Below are 20,254 nucleotides of genomic sequence, written 5' to 3'. Positions count from 1 at the left end.
AGGAATCAGTGGTATAATATAAGTAGTTTTCTATTATAAAAAGGCAGGGATACCCATGGATCTTAAAAACCGTCTGATCGCCTTCGCTCAGACCTTCAATGATGTTCAGGTCGACCATCCATTTGCAAAGTTTCCCGAGTACCAAGTCTTGCGGCACCGTAAAAGCGGCAAATGGTTTGGCTTGCTGATGACTGTAGAAAAGCAAAAATTAGGCTTGGAAGGAACGGAAATGATCGGAATTTTAGATGTCAAAGCAGCGCCCGAAATGGTTTCGATCATCAATCAAAGCCGCGGCTATTTACCCGCTTATCACATGAATAAAAACCATTGGCTCACCGCATTACTAGATGGCTCTGTATCAGAAAAACAACTCCAATCTTTGTTACGAGACAGCTATGAACGTACCCGTTAAACCCAAATATCACCAAAAAACCGATCAACGATGCGCCTCTATAGGAGCACCGTTGATCGGTTTTCTTTTATAACGGATCCTGTGTCATCCGTGAGTCTAACGAAACACTTAGGCCAACTCTTCTCCGTTTGTTGCAATGACTTGTTTGTACCAATCGAAGGATTTTTTCTTAGAACGATCCATCGTGCCGTTGCCTTCGTCATCAAAGTCAACATAGATAAAGCCATAGCGTTTGCTCATTTCGCCTGTTGAAGCACTGACAAGGTCGATACAGCCCCATGGGGTGTAACCGATCAAGTCTACGCCATCAGCGATCGCTTCCCCCATTGCTTCAATGTGGCGGCGCAAGTAATCGATACGATAATCGTCTTCGATCTTTCCTTCTTCGTTAAAGGTATCAATGGCTCCTAAGCCGTTTTCCACGATAAACAACGGTTTTTGGTAACGATCATACAGTTCATTCAACGCGATGCGCAGCCCTTCTGGGTCGATTTGCCAGCCCCATTCACTTGCTTCTAAGAATGGATTGCGGACGCCGCCCAACAAGTTTCCTTGTACTTCATCGGCTTCTTCTGTGGTCATATCCACGGCAGAAGACATGTAGTAGCTGAAGCCAACATAGTCAACAGTATGTTCAGCGATCAAGGCTAAGTCTTCTTCGGTAATCTCAAGATCCTCTTTATTGACGCCGTGTTCTTTGTACAAACGATCCGTAAAGGATGGGTATTTTCCACGTACTTGCACGTCGGCACAGTAGTAGTTGAAGGCTTGATTATGGATCATCGTCGCCACTTGGTTGACTGGGTTCGCATCAATGCTGTAAGTCGTTGCATAAATGATCATACAACCGATCTGTAACTCTGGGTTTAATTCATGGCCGATTTTGACAGCTTTACTGCTGGCAACAAATTGGTTGTGCCACGCTTGGATCACGTTTGTAAAGTCGCTGGCACCCGTGCTGTTGACCATCCCTTGACTCAATGCGGAGAAATGGAAAGCAGAGTTGATCTCATTGAAGGTCATCCAGTATTTGACTTTGCTGTGGAACCGTTCCAAGACAACTTTTGCAAAACGTTCATAGAAATCGATCAATGCTCGATTTTTCCAGCCACCGTATTCTTTGGCTAAATGCAAGGGCATTTCATAGTGAGAGATCGTAACCACTGGCTCGATCCCGTATTTCAAACATTCATCGATCAGCGCATCGTAAAATGCCAGTCCAGCTTCGTTTGGTGTCGTTTCATCGCCTTTTGGAAAGATACGTGTCCATGCGATGGAAAAACGATAGCTCTTGAAGCCCATTTCTGCAAACAACGCAATGTCTTCTTTGAAACGGTCATAATGGTCGATCCCGCGATGATTTGGGTAGGTGTATTTGTCCTCATCGATCGTCCAATCAAATGTATCACTGCCTAAAATCGCTAAACGCTGTTTGCCGCCAGGCATTGCATCCGCCACTGACAAGCCTTTGCCATCGCGATCGAACGCCCCTTCTAATTGATTCGCTGCGGTCGCGCCGCCCCATAAGAAATTTTCTGGAAATTTTGCCATTTGCTCGTTCTCCTTTTGTTTTCTTTTGATAAACCTACCTAGCTGGTTACTGAAAAATCCCCGATAAAAACAAAAAACCTAAATAAGAGCCGCTGCTAAAACGAGAAGAGCGCTTTCTTATTTAGGTCTTGCCTGATCGAGTCAGTAACAATCCACGTGGGTTTTCTTTCTTTAACTATAGCACTAACTCGTTGGCTTGTCATCATAAAATCGGTTTCTTTTAACCAGCGATCTTTTGAAAAAAGGGGAAATTTAACCAGTAAACCCTGTCAAATTAGCTTCTTTTAAAGAGTTTTTTATGAGTAGCCATTAAACAATTTCCTAACAATTACTGTTGACCCTTTCTATACGTTTAAGCAACTCCCTTTGATCTTCAACCATCAAGAAATCACTCGATCCATGCTTTGTTCTGCTGCTTTTTCTTGCGTTTCTTGCGCCAATTCTTGTTCGGCATTTTTCTTATCCAAAATGCGGACAAATGGGTAATAGATCAAGGCACACAAAGGAATCATCAGTAATTGAGCTACCCCGAGTTTCCAACTTCCTTGCAGAATACCTGAGAGAACGATCGGGGCACCAAAAGGCACTTGCATCCCGATAGGAATTGGTAAAATATTCGTGATGGTTAAGATATAGCCAATCACCACGCAAACAACTGGGCTTAAAATGTAGGGAATCGCCAGAATCGGGTTCATTACGATCGGTAATCCGAAGATCAGCGGTTCATGAATCCCGAAAAGTGCTCCTGGTGCTCCCAGCTTCCCGATAATTTTGAATTGTTTACTCTTTGATAAAAAGAGTAAAACTACTACTAGACCAAGCATGGCGGAAAAATTAGCATAAATACTCCAAAAAGAACCAGTCACTAAGTTAGGCATCGGTTCTCCTGCTTGATAAGCAGCCAAATTCTCAAGATCCAGAGCAGTCATTATTGGACGAATAACCGCTAATACAACGATTGCTCCGTGAATCCCAAAGACCCACAACAACTGCATGATCAATAAGGCGATACAAATCGACCAAATCGAACCTCCAAGACTTTGCAGTGGAATTTGTAGAATCGTGTATACAAATTGATGGAAACTACCGAATTCCGTCATCTTCCACAAACCGGCTGTTATCGTAAATAAGACTGCTACTAACACTGCTGGAACCAGTCCCGAAAATGTTTTGGCAATCGTTGGTGGTACACCCTCCGGCATCGTGATAACCAAGTTTTTATCGACAAAAAACACATACAAACGGGCAGTTAAGACACCCACGATCATCGCCGCAAACAACCCTCTAGCCCCCAGCCAGTCAAAGGTCAAGGCATTGATCACAAGCTCTCCATCTTCAAAAACACTGATTGGTGTTAAGACTAAAAAGGAGAACAAGGAAACAAAACCAGGGATCAAGCCTTCTTTTCCATACAAGCCTGCCAATTTGTAAGCGATGGAAAAAGCGGCATAAATAGCCAATGCATTTGTCGTAAATTGAGCCGGTAAGGCGATAATATCGCGAAACGGGGCAATCATTGATTGATAGACTTCGATTTGCATGGAAGACAACAGTGTACTGAATGCGCCGATGATCATGATCGGCAATAGCGACATCAATCCATTAGAGATTGCTTGCATATACTTATTTTGCTGAATCTTACTTGCGTAGTACTGGCCTTTTTCGGTGAACTTCTCTGCGAAAGTCATATAATACACTCCTTTTTGATCTTTGTCCGAGAAACAAAACGTCTTGATAGCAATTGTGGGGGAGCAGCTAGTATCTTTTTTAAAAAGACCCACACTGAGTAAAATCAAAAATCAGAAAATCTATTTGTGTCACATTTGCATTAGGATCATCGGCGTTTCCCCGAACCATTCGATTACTAAGTAGATCAATCAAAGCCTATCTGCTTTCGGGAATGGCCGATCATTGACTGGATTCACCGTCTTAAGAAATCAAGTGTGCAAAAATTCACCTTGTCCCTTGTTGAAGAAGAACAAGGTCCTGCCTTTTACGCATTGTTCCCCTGAAGTCAGACGGTTTCTCCAGCTGGATCGATACTTTCAGTTTGAACCTCTGCTTGCGCTGCTTCTGCTTCTGTTTTTAATTTTCCTTTATCTAATATTTTGACAAAAGGAATGTACAGCAAGCAGCCTGCCAAAACGCAAACGACTTGTAGAACTGCGACCTGCCAGCCTCCAGCTAGAAACCCATTTAGAAAAATCGGTGTGCCAAAGGGAACTTGTACGCCACTAAGTCGTGGGACGATCCCACTCCAGATCGCTAGGTACGCCACAAGCACTTGAACCAATGGTGTTAATATGAACGGAATCGCCATGATTGGATTCAAAATCAGCGGTAAGCCAAAAATCACCGGCTCATTAATGGTGAACAATCCAGGAACGGCACTCAGGTTAGCGACTGTCCGTGATTGTTTGGATTTCGCCAACAGCAAAATAACGATAATCAATGACAATGTTCCTCCAGCCCCACCAATACCAGCAAACAAATCATAAAACGACTTGCTCAAAATATTCGGCAGCTCGGAACGCGCAACGCCGCTAGCTAAAGCATCCATATTTTCCACATCCATTGGTAAGTACAAAGCGGTGACAAAGCTACCCACCACCAACGAACCATGGATACCGAAGAACCATAGCACCATTTGGATCAGTACAATAAATAACAACGAACCTACACTAGAAGACAAGCTTTGCAGCGGCATTGCCAAGATTTGATAGATGAAATCTGAGAATGAGCCATAAGAAGTAAAACTGAATGCCCAGCTAATGACGATCGCGGTAAACCCAGAAATAATTGCTGGAATCAAACCGGCGAAGGTATCCGTCACAAATTGCGGCACGCCTGCTGGCATTTTGATGGCGATATTTTTTTCTAAAATAAAGCAGTACAAACGAGCAAAGACTAAGCCACAGATCATAGCGGTAAACAAGCCTTGAGCACCGAGTTTGCTCATGTCGAGGGTCGTTGTTTCCTCTAAGGTAACCATTGGCGTCATCATCAAAAAGGCAAACAGTGAAACGATGCCGGCAGGAACCGCCGATTGCTTAAATTCTGTCGCTAAACGGTGACCGACCAGAAAGGAAGCGTACACTGAGATAACCCCGACGGTCATACTGTAACCGACGGAAAAATAGCCGCCAATATTGATCGAATTGATAAAGTCTGTCCATCCTTGAATCGGCAAAACTGCTAACAATAAGGCGATCGAACCAATAATGTTGATCGGCAGCGTCGCCATCAACCCGTTTGAAATTGCCTTTAAATACCGATTGTTGGAGATTTTATCTGCAAATACTAACACCTTATCCATATACTTATCCATTTTCTTTTCACTCCTTTATTTGGATGACAAACAATACATCTTCATGACAATTGTGGGGATGGAAAACAGTGATACCATCGGTAACTGTCAGTTTTGGTTTCAAGAAACGATTGGTATTCAAATCGATCAATGTGACGGTCGCTGTAGAAAGATCTCCTTGCAGACGAACTGTTGTATTGCTTGGCAAGTAAAGCAACGCATCCTTCGATCCTGCGATGGCTGCCATACGAATCTGTTCATCTGCATCGATCAAGCGCTCTTGGCAAGGCACAAGCTCCTGAATATTTAATAATTCGAATAATTGCTTGATAAAGCCATAGTCATCTGCCCCAGGAAAAGATAAAGCTTCTGGCCAAATCATCGGACGATCAAACGCTTCCCCGATTTCTTCCGCAAAAGTCGCCGTCGGGGTTTGCCAACTCCAGATGCCGTGGGCACCGTACGTGATCCCAGCCGCGCCGCCGGCTAACAGTGATTGCCATGCCGCTTTGCGGACATCCTTTTGACCAAATCGGCCGTATACGTGACGGGCATAGCCCATTTGTTCATAGCAAGGTTCTGAGTTGATGATCGGCAGCTGCGGTTGTCTTTGATAAAAACGCTCTGCCAAATAATAAGGCATATTCAAAAAGGCGCTGTTATGACCTGATTGGTATAAAAATAAGTCCAAATGTTCGACGATCGTTGCGGGAATCTCTTCAAAACGTCCCTTGATATGAATCGTTTTCAGAGTATTGGGCGAATGCTTTTCAAAGAAAGCAAAGGCTTCTAGATACGTATCGATGGTTGGCTGTGTTGGGAAATCCGTATCGCCACCAATAAAGTAGATCGGATGGAAGGCATCAAAAGTCGCAATCACTTTTTGATAGTAGGCCTGGCGGCAATCCTCCGGCAACACGTTGCGTTCTTTGTCCAACTGGCTAGCCCACGTGCCTGCGACATAGTTTGACCACAAGACGACCAACGCTAAAGTAAAGCCTTTCTCGTCGGCAATTTTACAAAGACGCTGAGCCCGTTCGAAATAGGCATCCTCCCAAACAGTAAAATCAAAGACGCCCGCATCAAGAGGAAACGGCAAGCAGTCAAATTGACCACGGCTGCGATCCCATTGCGGTAACACATTGATTTGAAGGGTATTGAAGCCCTGCTCTTTGCGTTTGTCTAAGTAAGTGATCCAGTCATTTTCTTGAATACTAGTAAAGGCACTCCAACAAGTGTCAGCTAAATAAAAGAAATGCTGTCCGTCTCGCAATAAGGTGCGTTTGTTTTGGCTTACGGTGATTTTCACAGTGGTGCTCTCCTTTCATCGGCACAAGTTGTGCACCGACGGTTTTTTAATCAATATAACTACTGAGCCAGCCTTCGCACAGCTCAAACCATTTAGCGACATGGGCATTGTGGTGACTTGGCTTGCGTGCCGTTGTTCGATTCGCTAATGCCAGTCCGTGTTCGCCTTTTTCAAAAATATGCAGTTCGAATGGAATCTCGGCTTCTCTTAATTTGACCGCCAGCTTCAACGAGTGCGCCACATCGACTAAGACGTCTTCCGTCGTATGCCAGAGAAACATCGGAGGTGTCCACTGATCGACATGATGCAAAATGTTCATGGATTGAATGGCTTCTTCCGTCGGTTGTTTACTCCCAAAAAAGCGTTCGTTGGCAGTTAAAGATTTTTCGATCAGACTAGCAGCAAAGCCTAGCTCATCGATTGGGAAGGCATGCTCTTGATAAACCAATGGGTAGCCGGCGATCGCCAAATTCACTTTCAGTAAGTCACTGCTAACGCCCAACGCTTCTGCCAGCTCAGCATCGTGCCAGCGCGTCGCTAACTGCAACGCTAGATGTCCGCCTGCTGAAAAACCGCAAACGATGATTTGCTCCTCATCCACCAACCATTCTTGAGCATGCGCACGAATGGTTTTGACGGTTTGGGCGGCTTCCATCAAGGCATTGTGGGGAACGTTTTTCACTTGGTCACCGGTGGTGTACCATAAAACAACACTATTTAGCCCGATACTATTGAATTTCAAGGCAATGACTTCCGCCTCTCGATCACTGGTAAATGCGTAGCCGCCGCCTGGACAGACGATCACTAGCGGTCGTTTCTTGCCGATATTGTACTCTTTGGATTGGTGCAATAAATAGGTATCCACGTAAGCCGTTTGATTCAATTGGATTCGTTGGGTCTCCATATAGTTCCTCCTTTATCCTTCACTAAAAGCAGCTGATTTCTCAATGAACCGTTTCCATTTTTCATATTTCAAACGGATCACGGCCTGTTCGGCTTGCGGAACGATCGTGGTTTGCTGAATAGCTGGTTCATTCATGGTTGGATTGGCAACAAGCATCGTGCCGATGGCTGAAAATTCTTCGACTTCGCTGACGATGACGGGTTTATTGATCAAAGTCGCTAATAAGCTCATCAAGGCGCGGTTTTTCGAAACACCGCCATCGATCATTACCTGATTGATCAGTCGTTCAGCGACTTCTTCCATCACATCGATCACTGCTTTGATTTGAAAAATGATGCTTTCTAAAACGGCTTTCAACAGCTCATGAGTCGTCGTCGTGCGTTTCATGCCGACAAAGCTGGCAGTCATCGTATTATCCCAAAAAGGGGCACCCATTCCTTGCAATGCTGGGATAAAATAGATGTCTTCTTGACTGTCATTGGTCAGCACTTCTTGACAGATCTCAGCTACATCTGGCAGCGGAGCCACTTGCTCACTGAACCAGTTGATGGCGTCACCACAGGAACGGATGATGCCTTCTAGCGCAAACGCTGTTTTCTGGCTAGTTTGCCAGCCGACCGTCGTCAAAATGCGGCGATCTCGCAACGTCTGCTCCTGCTGCACTTGCATCATGATCGAACAACCGGTACCCATCGTGATTTTTACATCCCCAAGGCTTTGACAACCTTCCCCGAATAATGCCGCTTGTGAATCGGCTAAGATTCCTTTGATAGGGATTCCGTGATAGTTACCGAAAACCGTATCAGCAGGTTTGATCGCTGGCAAGTCTGCTAGATGGATGCCAAAAAGTTTGACGAGCTCTGCATCCCAACGGCCCTCTTCAATATTGTAAAACAATGTTCGGCAAGCGTTGCTGGCTTCGGTCGCAAATACTGTCCCTTGCGTTAAATTCCACAACAGCCAGCTGTCCATCGTACCGATCGCCAACTCGCCAGTTCCCGACTTTTCCTTGATGGCCGATAATTCTTGTGCCAGCCATTTCACTTTGGTGCCAGAAAAATACGGGTCTAAGCGTAAACCGGTCTTTTGATTGATCGTCCTTTCCCAGCCTTGTGCCGTCAATTCTTCACAAATCGCGGCGCTGCGGTTGCATTGCCACACGATCGCATTGTACAAGGGATTGCCAGTCAATCGGTCCCATGCAACGATCGTTTCTCGCTGATTGGTCAATGACAAGGAAACGATTTGATCTGCAGTGATCGCTTGTTCTTGAAACACTTGTGCCAGCAATTCTTGGACATTTTGCCAAATCTCGAGGGGATCATGTTCGACCCACCCGACTTTTGGATAAATTTGGCGGTGTTTTTTATCGTAACGTTGCAGGATTTTCCCTTCTTGAAACAGTAAGAGCTTGGTACCGGATGTACTCTGATCTAAAACCAGCTGATAGGTCTTGTCCATCTTAAGCTCCTAGAAACGCAACCGCTGTTTTCGCTATGGAGGCACCGTCTAAGCCATAATGGGCAAACAGTTCTGACGAAGAACCAGTAATCAAGGCTTCATCCGGAAAAGCAATGATTTTTTGTCGAATGTCCGTTTCTTCTGTCAGTGTTTCCGCCACGGCAGCTCCTAAGCCGTTGTATTGGCTGTGTTCTTCCACAGTGATCACGGTGCCTGTTTCTTTCGCCACTCGTTTGACCGTTTCTGAATCAAAGGGCTTCAAGGAATGAACATTTAAAACGGTAGCAGTGATACCTTGTTTTTCCAATAGCTCCGCAGCATCCAACGCTTGGCGCACGGTTTCGCCGGTGGCGATCAATGCGACATCTTGGCCGCTTCTCAGCTCAATGGCTTTGCCGATCTCAAAAGGATAATCTGCAGAATCATAACAATCTTCAACAGGATTGCGACCGAGACGGATATAGGCTGGTTCATTTGATGCCGCTAAGGCTTTAAACATTTGGATCGTTTCAAAGCGATCTGCTGGCAACAGCACTTGCAAATTAGGGATCGCTCGTGCCACTGCGATGTCTTGCAAGGAATGATGACTCATGCCTAATGCCCCATAACTGACACCACCGCTGATGCCTACGAGTTTGACATTCTTATTCGAATACGCGACATCGACTTTGATCTGCTCGATACTGCGCATGCTGAGAAAACAAGCTGGAGAGGCAACGAAAGGGCGTTTGCCCATATGGGCTAAGCCAGCCGCAATACTGACGATGTTTTGCTCTGCGATCCCTACTTCCACCAATTGTGTCGGTAATTCCTTGGCAAAAGGTGCTAACGAAGCGGAACCACGAGAATCACTGGTCAACACCGTGATCGCAGGATTCTTTTTTCCTTCTTCAATCAATACGTCGCACATTGCTTGGCGATTGGCAATATTATTTTTTCCCATGAGTCAAAACCTCCATTTGCTGATCAAGTTCGGCAATGGCTTGTGCAAGCTCTTCTGCCGTTGGCACTTTATGATGCCATTGCGCTTGATTTTCGGCTGCAGAATAGCCTTTGCCTTTGATGGTTTTGGCAATGATCAGCTTCGGTTGATTGGGCTGATGCGGTTTTTCTAATGCAGCCACCAAGGCAGCCATATCATTGCCATCAACGATATGCACATCCCAACCAAAGGCACTCCATTTTTCATCTAGCGGCTCCACTGCCATCACATCTTCCGAGGCTCCAGTGATCTGCAAGCCGTTGCGATCAATGATGGCGGTCAAATTGTCCAGCTGGTAGTTGGCAGCCGCCATGGCTCCTTCCCATACCGAGCCTTCTGCTAATTCGCCATCTCCCAACAACGTATAGGTTTGATACGTGCGGTGATCCAGTTTGCCTGCCAAAGCGATCCCTACTGCGACAGGTAAACCGTGACCTAGTGAACCAGTATTCATCTCAACACCAGCTACTTTATTGTTTGGATGACCGATCAGTCTTGAACCAAATTGCGAAAAGGTGGCTAATTCTTCTTTCGGCAAAAAACCTTTGTCCGCTAAAACGGCCCATAATACTTCTGCCGCATGTCCTTTACTTTGGATATACTGGTCACGATCTTGCTTTTGAGGATCTTTCGCATCGACATTCATTATCCGATAATACAAGGCCACTAAAATATCGGTACAAGAAAGATCCGAACCAGTATGACCCGTTTTTGCTTGATAGATCAGCTCTAACACGGATTTTCGAATCGTTAAAGCCTTCATCTCCAGCTCGTTTATTTCCATGATTGATCCCCTCTCAAGTATGCTTTGACGTCTTCTTCGATTGGATCATAAAAATCTGGCTGCACGCCGATGTATTTGCACGCTTCGTACAAGATCGGCACCACATTTTTTCTGACCGCCGCAACATGATGAATATAAGGGCCCTCAACGAGTTTGAATTCCAAGCGATTCAAATTCGCAAATTCCAGATAGAGATAGGTCCCTTGATTGTATGGGCCATCGATCCCTTTACCAGTACCCATCAGTAGGGAGTACTCGCCGTTGTCCCCATCAAAGCGACACAGCGTATACTCGTCTTTGATTGCCCGAAAAGCGACTGATCCTGGATAGTCAAAAACAAAATGTCGTTGCGGCAAGATCGGTTTGGTCTCTGCGGTGGAATAAGCAAAAACTCCTAAGTGCTGCAGCAATTCGCCATTCTCGTTTTCTGGATGGCGGCAGTTGACATCCGCAAAGATCGCACGGTGTTCCCCCAACGAAGCGGCTTCGACCAACAGTTCCGAGATCGCCCCATGGACATCCGTCTCACAGACAAAAGGCAAGCCTTCTTCTTGTAGCAGCGACAAGGAGGCATACGGTAAAATACCGATTTCGTCTTGTAAGGCCGTCCAACACTGGATGACTCCTGCATTGCAGCCGTAGCTTTCACATAAGTTTTGCAAAGCCACTTTAAGGGCTGCCACCATCTCCAAATCTTTCGCCGAAATTTGGACTTCCGTATTGGTTTCAAAATAATCAATGACTGCTTGCACTTTATCTGGCTGCTGTTCTTTGACTTTCTTGATTTCTTGCACTACTTCTTGGATCGGTACTGGTGATAGCGAAATATTGAAACGCTCCAATAGTTCGCCTTCGTTGCAGATCACGGTCCAAAAATCAAAGGGGCGTGGGCCAACTTGCAAGATTCGTGTTTGTTTGAAGGTCTTGACGACATTGCAGACTTTGATAAAGTCTTGCAAGCCGCGGGCAAATTCTGGTGAATCAATATCAGAATTTTTGACATAGGTGAAAGGTACCTTGAAACGGCGCAAGACTTTCCCGATAGCGAAAAGACCGCATTGCGTATCCCGCAAACGTGAACCGTCGGCGGCTGGTGTCTCGTCTTTGGGTCCCCATAGTAAGACGGGGACGTCTAGTTTTTTGGCTAGACGAGCACAGGCATATTCCGTACCAAAGTTTTCATTGGCTAGAAAAAGACCGTCGATTTTTGCTGCTTTGAATTTTTCGGCGATTTTTTCAACCCCTTCATCATCGTATAGTAAGCCGTCTTCGTTGATATCTAAAATATCTACATAATCAATGGCGAGTTCGTCCATTTTTTGTCGTGTCAGATTGGCGTACTCAATGGCTGCTTCTGCACTAAACAAATTTCTTCTAGTCGGGGCGAACCCGATGGTTACTTTATCCATAAAACCACCCTTTGCGTTTTAGTATATTTAGCTAAATTTTTATTTCTCCGACGATTCGTGCTACATTTTTACTTAGAAATTCCTCATCCGTCAGTAAAACGATTTTTTTATCAGGAAAGGCTGCTGCGACTTTCGCTTGATTGAAGCGGGTTTGAGGAGCTAAAATCAAAAAATCATAGTCATTCCCCACCATAAATATTTCTGAAAAAGGCGCGGAATTGACTTGGTAATGCTGATCATCCGCTAGTTGTTCTTTAATCGCTTTGACGAGCAGTGCGCTGGAGAGCCCAGTGGCACAAAAGAGACCGATCTGTGTCATCTATTCACTTCCTCAAAATGTAACCCCTTACTTTTTACACCTTAAATATAGCACAAGCTAAATATTTTGCAATAGTTTTAGATAAATATTTTTGTTAAATAACTAAAAAAGGGCAAAACGCTTGCTAAACGTTTTGTCCTTCTTCTTATTTTTCATATTATTTTTATTCTTAATTGATGCTTTCGCGTTCGACGATCGTCGTGGCGACCAGCATTTTCAGATGGTTTTCATCTTCACTCGTGATTTTCTCGATCAAGCGTCGCACGGCTTGGCGACCAAGGTACACTTTATCTACTTTTACGGTGGTCAGTGGTGGGTTGCAAAATTCCGCCAAAGGAATATCATCGAACCCAACAATGGTCAACGGATGATCGGGAAACACTTCGCGAATGGCTTTCATGGCACCGATGGCGATATTGTCATTGACCGCAAAAAAAGCGCTTGGTAACGGTCGCTGATCGGCACGCAAGGATTCCAAATAGACCTTCATGTCTTGATAGGAGCCTTCCAAGGTGGGTTCTACTAAGGCTTCCGTCTCTTCATAATGGATCAGATCATGCTCTTGGATCGATTGGATGAACCCTTGCTTGCGTTCACGGAAGTTGTTGATTTGAAAGGTTGAATTGATGATGCCGATGTCACGGTGGCCTTTTTCGATCATCTTTTCAACGATCTCATAGGCACTGTCACGATTATTGATGGCGACAAAATCAAAGTCCTGCGAATTAAACACCGTATCTAAAATCACTAACGGTACTTCCAAATGGCGAAAGACTGCTAAATCTTGTTTTTCCAATTCCGTTCCTAACAATAGCAAACCATCTGCTAATTCTGGACGGATCTTTTCGATCGGGTCTTCTTCTGGTGCCAGTGTGATATGGGAAATGACCAGTTCATAGCCTAACGCACTGCACTCCATTTCGATTCCTCGGATCAATTCAGAAAAGAAAGGCGTATCCCCTACGACATTTCCTTGTTTGTTCATTACGACAAATTTGATTTTTTGGCTTTCCGTTTTTTTAATTTCTCGCTGATCAAAATACCCCATCTCACGAGCGATCTTCAAGATCGCTTGCCGTTTTTGTTCACTGATCCCCTTACGATTGTTGATCGCATTAGAGACTGTTCCGCTGGAAACGCCAGCTTTTCGGGCAATATCAGAGATCACAACTTTCATTTGCTCACCGCTTTCTGCTTCTCATTCTGTTAAAAGTATAGCAAAAGAATTGTTTTTTTACTACCAAAAAAGCTAAAACAAACTAAAATTTTTAGTTTGTTTTAGCTTCTACTTTGATTAGTTACTTTGTTCTGCCAAAATGTAGAAGGACAATGGGTCGATGGTTATCCTTGGCGCTGCTACGCCGCGAGAAGCGATCCCAGCTCCTTTGGGGTCAGCAACGAGGTGCCAAGAAGTATTTTCTGTTGCCGTCGGTAAGCCAAAGGACCAGCTTTCTTCCGTGCTGTTGAGTAAAACGAACAAGGAACGCCATGGATGCTGTTCGTCACGATTGGGTACTTGATACGCCAAGCGATTTTCATCCTTTGTCTCATAAAAGACCATGCTTTCAGCCGTTTGGGTCGTGGCATCTCTCAATGGTGCATAGGACTGCCGCAATGCCCACAAGCCCCGATACAGCTCACGCAATTCTTTGAAGGTTTTGGCACGTGCCCAATCCAGCTGATTGACTGTCAGTGGCGAACGGAAGGAGTTTTCATCGCCTTCTTTGGTACGGCCAAATTCTTCCCCAGCTTGGGTTAGCACGGCTCCTTGGCTAGTAAACAAAATGGCTGCTGCTAGTTTGTTACGGGCTAAAAGCTCAGGATCAAAATCATAATTTCTTTCCTTCGCTGAAGCCTGCATGGTTGCCACCAGTTTGTCCCATAAGGTCAAATTATCATGGACTGACGCATAGGCGATCACTTGGCGGGGCGATTTTGCCCAACGCTCGGCGCCTTCTTGCCCAGCAACTTTCGTATTTCCTTGAATCGCCGTTGCCAAATTTGCTGCATAAAAGGTTTGCTTGACTTGCGGTTGACCATTCATTCCTTGAATAAACGCGCCGTCTGTTTCTTCAAAGACATCGCCTTTGATACTGTCTCTTAAATCATTGCTAAAAACCGCAACGCCTTCTGACAGTGCCCAAACATTGCTTTTGTTCGCTGGGATATTCGGCTGAATAATTTGATTGCTGCCGGCATCCCATGGCTCGCCGTATAAAATCACATGGCTGAAGCCGGCATCATCTAGGCGTTGCCGCAACTGGTTCATGGTTTCCACATCGATCAAGCCCATCAAATCAAAACGAAAGCCGTCGATTTTGTATTCTTGCGCCCAATATAAAACTGAATCAATGATAAATTTGCGCATCATTTTCCGTTCAGAAGCCACTTCATTGCCGCAAGCAGAACCGTCCGCAAAATTCCCCGCATCATCTTGGCGGTAGTAATAATCAGGCACCGTCAAATTAAACCATGATTCTTCTGTGATCGCAGTGTGATTGAAGACCACATCCATTACAACGCCGATGGCTTCTTCATGCAGCGATTGGATCATTTGCTTGCATTCACGAATCCGCGCCTTGGGATCACTAGGATCAGAAGCGTATCGTCCTTCAGGGACATTGTAATTTTTCGGATCATAGCCCCAGTTGTAGGCAGACGAAGTTTCATCATTGTCAAAATCGAAGATCGGCAGCAGATGAACATAATTGATCCCCAGCTCTTTTAAATAAGCCATGCCAGTTGGTTGACTTTCATCCCCCACCAGATGGGTCTTTTTTTCAGTAAAGGCTAAATATTTCCCGCGATTTTCTGGTGAAATCCCGCTGTTTTCGGCGCCACTGAAATCTTCGACATGCAATTCCCAAATATAGGCATCTGTGATCGATTGCTGACCGACGCCGTGAGTCTCCTGCCAGCCTTCAGGATCTGTTTCCTTTAAATCAATGATGGCCCCACGGTTCCCGTTGATCCCTACTGCCTTGGCATAAAGATCCACCGCTTCGACTTTTTGACCGTCTCGTTGAAATTCAAACGTATAAAACAGCTCTTTGACGGTTTCTTCCGTCGTGACTTGCCAACAGTTGTCTTCTTGGACCATTGGCAGTGTCAGCAGGCGATCGTCAGTCCCAGCGACACCGCTTTGATAAATCAATACTGAAACGGCCTCTGCTTCTGGTGACCAGCATTTGAACGTGGTTTGCTGTCCTTGAAAAGTCACACCAAGATCATTCCCGTGGTACGTATGTTCTTCTAAAAAACCGATCCTGCGATCGATCGCAATCTTTTTTTCTCCATACTGCGTGTTTTGTCCCATCAAAATTCCTCCATTCAACGTTGCTAACTATAAAACCCAGTTACTTTTCTGCTATTTCTACCTTCTCATATTTCTTGAAAATTGCCAACAATAACTGACAGCGTACATACAAAAAACAGCTAAGACCAAAAAAGCAGGCAATGTACATGCTGAAAACCAGCGCATAGGGTGAAAGAAGCATGATGACAATAGGGGCTGCAGTCAGAAGATGAAGACTAAGTATTTTAAAAGGGTGCTTTGCAGCGACTTTGATGCTGTTCAAAAGGATCGTTTTGATTTCGCTATCGTAACGTGCGAGTAAGAAAAACGGAACTTGGAAAAACTGAAGCCACATGAACGTACAAATTACTAAGCCTACGGTAAAAAGATCAGGAGTCCCTTTTAGTTGGAAATAATACAACCAATCAGCAGTCAAAAGCCACAAAGAAAAAAGTAGACTAAGCCAGATGAGAGTGCTCTTTCGAAAGCTTTGGCAAAAGACCGACCAAAACTGCTGAACAACAGTCGGTGCTTTTCCTTCTGTCAGATCAGTCGCCACTTTAGAACCCGCAGTGATGGCTGCGCCGATCGTGAAGAGCGGCAAACTAAAAAACAAGAGCAGTACATTCAATAGGAGCAACTGGCTGAATTTCCAAGCGATTCGTGCGAAGAAGTTTTCTGAATGAAAAAAGTGTATCATGTGGGTTTACTCCTTTACTGATCCGACAACGATTCCTTGAACGAAATATTTTTGTAGAAGCGGATAAATAATCAATAACGGCACCACTGCCACCACGATCTTCGCTGCATTCAAGTTTCGATCAGAGACCGCTAGTAGACTTTGTAGCTGCTCGGAAGTCAAATTTCCGGCTTGTTGCATTGTTTCAGCAATGTTGACTGATAGTGTTTGGATATAGGTCATTAAAGGATAGTTTTCAGTCTTGGTCATATAGATCAGTCCACTGAAAAAATCATTCCAACTGCCGACAATACTGAATAGAGAAACTGTTGCCAAACAAGGCAATGACATTGGGATATAGATTCGTCCCAAAATCTGCAGTGGGTTGGCACCATCGATCCGAGCAGATTCTTCCAATGATTTGGGGATTCCCCGAAAGAAATTCATCACCAAGATCACACTGCCGATAGGGACTGCACTAGGTAAAATCAGGGACCAAATCGTATTCAATAACCCTAGATTGCGAACGACTAAATACGTTGGGATCATGCCGCCGCTGAAGAGCATAGCAAAAACCATCACGCCCATGAATAATTTTCTCGTTCGAAATACTTTTTTTGATTTAGACAGCGGGTAAGCCATCGTTACGATCATCAAGAGGTTCAACAGCAGCGAAACGATCACACGAATGACCGAGATCCCAAAGGAACGCCAAAATTGCTGATCGCTCATGATGCGCTCATAAGCTGCTAAGGTCAGATCCACTGGCCATAGCCCCACAGCATTTGCCGCGACCGCACTGCTGCTGCTTAAAGAAAGTGCCACGACATTCAACATCGGTACTAAACAAGAAAGAGCTAAAACAATGACGATCAAATAAATTACTGCATGCCGTATACTAAATTTTTCTTTCATCTCTTTTTTCCTTTCCTTAAAACATCACTCTGTCAGTCTTCTTCTCCGCAATTTTGTTGGAAGACCAAATCAAGAATAGACCAATCACCGATTTGACCAGACCAACGGCAGTCCCTAAGCTGTAGTCTCTACCGATCAGACCGATTCGGTAGACATAGGTATCGATAATATCACCGCTTTGATACACAACCGGAGAATACAGGTTATAAATTTGGTCGAAGCCGGCATTTAAGATATTAGGCAGCGACAAAATCGTCATCAGCAAAATAAAAGGCATCATCCCCGGCAGGGTTACGTGCCAGACTTTTTTTGACCAAGAAGCACCATCCATCGTTGCTGCTTCATATAACCCTGGATCAATCGAGGTAATGGCAGCAAGGTACACGATCGAACTGTAACCGAAACTTTTCCAAACATCGGTCCCGATCAGCAAACGCGGAAATAGCTGATTACTACCCAAAAAGTTTAATGGTTCTACACCAAAGTTTTGTAAAATCTGATTCACCGTTCCATCAAGGCTGAATAAATTGACCACTACTGAAGCCAGTATGACCCATGAAAGAAAATGGGGCAAATAAACGATGGTCTGAATGGAGCGTTTCATCCACTTTATACGTACTTCATTTAATAGAATCGCAAAAAGAATCGGTACGATCGTATTAAAGATAATTTTCCAAAAAGCGATAAAAATCGTGTTTTTAGTCACTAAGAAAATATCCGGTAAACTGAACAAATAACGAAAGTGCTCGAATCCCACAAATTCAGAACCTAATACACCTTTCGCTGGCACATAATCTTGAAATGCCATCAACAGCCCAAACATAGGACCATAAGAAAAAATCAAAATAAAAATGATGCCTGGTAAAATCATCCCTAAAAAGAAAAGCTGGTCTCGAGAAAACCACTTTTTCTTTTCTTTTTTGCTTTCTTTTTCAACAGAAAGTTCCATTTACTTACTCCTCCATAAAATTTTTGCCTCACCAGCCGCTTGATGAAAAAATTCGAACAAAGAAAAGGCACCTGCAGTCGATTTTCCTGCATACAACCTTGCTTTTCTTTGTTCGAAAGATGAGTGTCAGAACCGCTGGAGTGGCCGCTTAATTATCTGCTCGCTGATCTACTACTTCTTGCATTTCTTCAAGTATGGCTGTCCCACCTTGGCTATTCCAGGTCTCAACATAGTTGTCGAAGTTTTCCAGGGGTTCTTCTCCAGTGATAAACTTAATGAAGGTCTCTTCCTCCAGTTTCCCTACTTGTGCGCCGTTTCGTTCATTGGCTTTGATCGAATCAAAACGCGGTGGTTTCACTTCATTCAAACGTCCTTGCTCTCTGATACCGCCCATCACATTATTGACGGCTAAATAGCGGGAAGCATAGCGGGTCCAGTCCACCGGATCGGTTTCTTCAGGGCTATCCAGATATTGCTTGATTTTTTCGGCATTTTCTTTGATGAAGAAGTTAGAGATATCATCGATAGATGTTTCACCAACCGCCGCCTTGGAAGCTTCTACAGCATCATCAATCTCACTATAGGCTTTTAAGAAAACAACATTCCATGGACGAACCGTCCCATCGACATCCACTTTCGCATAGTCATAAATTTCCGGAAACTCGGTTTCAATATCTTCCGAGTTGGCAACTTCACCATAAATCAGATTGATCATCTCCATGATTTTTTCCGGCTCAGAAAAACCTTTGCGCACCACGATGTATTGCCCAGTGCCACGGTTAGCCACGGCATTGACCTCGCCATCGCCGTTAGCATTTTCAAGCGCATAAGGAACAAATTCAGCATTCGGATCATTTTGTTTAGCTTGTACTAACCCCCAGTCAGGCATGTGCCAAGGACCAAAAGCGATGCCCGTTTCTCCATTAACCATCATGGCATGGATATCGTCATACGTCCGGGTACCAAATTGCGGATCCATGAACCCTTCATCTTGCCATTCCTTCAGCAGCGTTAGTGCTTCTTTCATTTCTGGCGTATTGGATCCATAAAACATCTGTCCATTCTCATCTTGGAGATACGATTTTGGGTAGGCTCCAAACGCATTCATAATGGCTGTCCCTGTATATGCCGTGCCGCCATGATTTGGCGAGGACAACCAGAAGGCCAATGGCAAACCAACCGCTTTTCCGGTGTTGGCTAAATCATTTTCTTGAAAAGCAATCGCTGTTTCCTTCAACTCATCCAATGTAATTGAGCGATTGCCATCTTTATCCAGTTCAATCCCCAGCTCATCTAGCCAGTCCTGGCGCAACCAGACAAGATTGGGCCCGAAGTCATCGCTAGTAGATGGGATCGCCATCAAGCGATCATCAAACGTAGCTGCTTCTAACTGAATCCCATCAAACGAATCATAGATGTCTTTTAGAAAATCGTCGGCATGCTCCTCAAATACTTCGGTCAAGTCTTCCACTAAATCATTGTTAACTAATTCTTCCAATTCATCTCTTGATCCGACGATCATTGTATCCGGTAGTTCCCCTGAAGCGATCGCTAGCGATACTTGCCGATCGTAATCTTCCCCGTGAGCTTCAAAGGCACTCTCCAGTTCGATGCCCAAGCGTTCTTGAATCAATCGAGTATACGCGTTGTTGCTGTAAGAGTCCCCCTCCGGCAGTTTTGAGTTCGGTGCGGTTTGGCGTCCGATCGTAATCACGGTATCCCCATTTTCATTGGTCTTTGCTTCTTCTGAACTGCATCCTGTCATAATAAGTGCTGAAGCCATGGCTGTTAAAATTGCTGTTCCCCGCCTGAATTTCATTGTTTTCCTCCTCAAACTTTTTTGATATCCTTATTATACGCAATCGCTTCCATAGAAAATATAGCACTTTTTTCAGATTTATAGCACGATTTCCAGAAAATAAAACGTTTACAAATTTGCTCTGTTGCTTTTTTTGTTTATCGCTTACTATAGAAAGAA

17 protein-coding genes are annotated in these 20,254 nt (G+C 44.6%); 1 reads left to right on the top strand and 16 read right to left on the bottom strand.

The window, feature by feature from the left end:
• Positions 1-55 precede the first annotated feature (55 nt).
• Positions 56-412, top strand: a complete 357-nt coding sequence (locus tag IGI73_RS00345; protein WP_115231505.1) for an MmcQ/YjbR family DNA-binding protein — start codon at positions 56-58, stop codon at positions 410-412.
• A 108-nt stretch (positions 413-520) separates the two neighbouring features.
• Here IGI73_RS00345 and IGI73_RS00340 read toward each other — a convergent pair whose 3' ends face one another.
• From IGI73_RS00340 to IGI73_RS00265, 16 genes are all read right to left on the bottom strand, one after another.
• Complete coding sequence (locus IGI73_RS00340; protein WP_428207027.1) at positions 521-1,963, bottom strand: glycoside hydrolase family 1 protein; 1,443 nt, start codon at positions 1,961-1,963, stop codon at positions 521-523.
• A gap of 380 nt (positions 1,964-2,343) precedes the next feature.
• Positions 2,344-3,651 carry a PTS sugar transporter subunit IIC gene (locus IGI73_RS00335; protein ID WP_123833485.1) on the bottom strand — a complete coding sequence of 436 codons (1,308 nt, stop codon included), beginning with the start codon at positions 3,649-3,651 and terminating at the stop codon, positions 2,344-2,346.
• A 326-nt stretch (positions 3,652-3,977) separates the two neighbouring features.
• Positions 3,978-5,291: a PTS sugar transporter subunit IIC gene (locus IGI73_RS00330; protein ID WP_086338869.1), complete on the bottom strand. Its 1,314-nt coding sequence runs from the start codon at positions 5,289-5,291 to the stop codon at positions 3,978-3,980.
• Between the two features lie 7 nt (positions 5,292-5,298).
• Positions 5,299-6,579: an apiosidase-like domain-containing protein gene (locus tag IGI73_RS00325; protein WP_010748509.1), complete on the bottom strand. Its 1,281-nt coding sequence runs from the start codon at positions 6,577-6,579 to the stop codon at positions 5,299-5,301.
• A gap of 46 nt (positions 6,580-6,625) precedes the next feature.
• Positions 6,626-7,483 carry an alpha/beta hydrolase gene (locus IGI73_RS00320; RefSeq protein ID WP_428207029.1) on the bottom strand — a complete coding sequence of 286 codons (858 nt, stop codon included), beginning with the start codon at positions 7,481-7,483 and terminating at the stop codon, positions 6,626-6,628.
• A gap of 12 nt (positions 7,484-7,495) precedes the next feature.
• The gene (locus IGI73_RS00315; protein WP_438759001.1) at positions 7,496-8,944 is read right to left on the bottom strand and encodes an FGGY-family carbohydrate kinase; all 1,449 of its coding nucleotides are present in this window, start codon (positions 8,942-8,944) and stop codon (positions 7,496-7,498) included.
• Position 8,945: 1 nt separating this feature from the next.
• Positions 8,946-9,887 carry a transketolase family protein gene (locus IGI73_RS00310; protein ID WP_123833481.1) on the bottom strand — a complete coding sequence of 314 codons (942 nt, stop codon included), beginning with the start codon at positions 9,885-9,887 and terminating at the stop codon, positions 8,946-8,948.
• The gene (locus tag IGI73_RS00305; protein ID WP_428207031.1) at positions 9,874-10,710 is read right to left on the bottom strand and encodes a transketolase; all 837 of its coding nucleotides are present in this window, start codon (positions 10,708-10,710) and stop codon (positions 9,874-9,876) included. The genes IGI73_RS00310 and IGI73_RS00305 overlap by 14 nt, the downstream gene beginning before the upstream one ends.
• Complete coding sequence (locus IGI73_RS00300) at positions 10,701-12,119, bottom strand: L-fucose/L-arabinose isomerase family protein (protein WP_010748503.1); 1,419 nt, start codon at positions 12,117-12,119, stop codon at positions 10,701-10,703. The genes IGI73_RS00305 and IGI73_RS00300 overlap by 10 nt, the downstream gene beginning before the upstream one ends.
• A 31-nt stretch (positions 12,120-12,150) precedes the next feature.
• Entirely contained in the window at positions 12,151-12,438 is a 288-nt protein-coding gene (locus tag IGI73_RS00295; protein ID WP_428207033.1) for a PTS cellbiose transporter subunit IIB, read from the bottom strand.
• 169 nt (positions 12,439-12,607) lie between these two features.
• The gene (locus IGI73_RS00290) at positions 12,608-13,615 is read right to left on the bottom strand and encodes a LacI family DNA-binding transcriptional regulator (protein ID WP_428207034.1); all 1,008 of its coding nucleotides are present in this window, start codon (positions 13,613-13,615) and stop codon (positions 12,608-12,610) included.
• Between the two features lie 117 nt (positions 13,616-13,732).
• Positions 13,733-15,754 (bottom strand): type I pullulanase, encoded by a 2,022-nt coding sequence (gene pulA / locus IGI73_RS00285; protein WP_428207035.1) that lies wholly within the window; start codon positions 15,752-15,754, stop codon positions 13,733-13,735.
• A 40-nt stretch (positions 15,755-15,794) separates the two neighbouring features.
• Positions 15,795-16,433 (bottom strand): DUF624 domain-containing protein, encoded by a 639-nt coding sequence (locus IGI73_RS00280; protein ID WP_428207036.1) that lies wholly within the window; start codon positions 16,431-16,433, stop codon positions 15,795-15,797.
• A gap of 6 nt (positions 16,434-16,439) precedes the next feature.
• Complete coding sequence (locus IGI73_RS00275) at positions 16,440-17,327, bottom strand: carbohydrate ABC transporter permease (RefSeq protein ID WP_015508704.1); 888 nt, start codon at positions 17,325-17,327, stop codon at positions 16,440-16,442.
• 16 nt (positions 17,328-17,343) lie between these two features.
• Positions 17,344-18,276, bottom strand: a complete 933-nt coding sequence (locus IGI73_RS00270) for an ABC transporter permease (RefSeq protein ID WP_428207037.1) — start codon at positions 18,274-18,276, stop codon at positions 17,344-17,346.
• A 148-nt stretch (positions 18,277-18,424) separates the two neighbouring features.
• Positions 18,425-20,095, bottom strand: a complete 1,671-nt coding sequence (locus tag IGI73_RS00265; protein WP_015508703.1) for an extracellular solute-binding protein — start codon at positions 20,093-20,095, stop codon at positions 18,425-18,427.
• Between the last annotated feature and the right edge of the window lie 159 nt (positions 20,096-20,254).

Origin of the sequence: Enterococcus sp. DIV0755f, from assembly GCF_051713725.1 — a bacterium.
Classification (GTDB): Bacteria; Bacillota; Bacilli; order Lactobacillales; family Enterococcaceae; genus Enterococcus_D; species Enterococcus_D casseliflavus.
The sequence above is the reverse complement of the archived record's forward strand: the minus strand, read 5'-3'. Positions and strand labels throughout refer to the sequence as shown.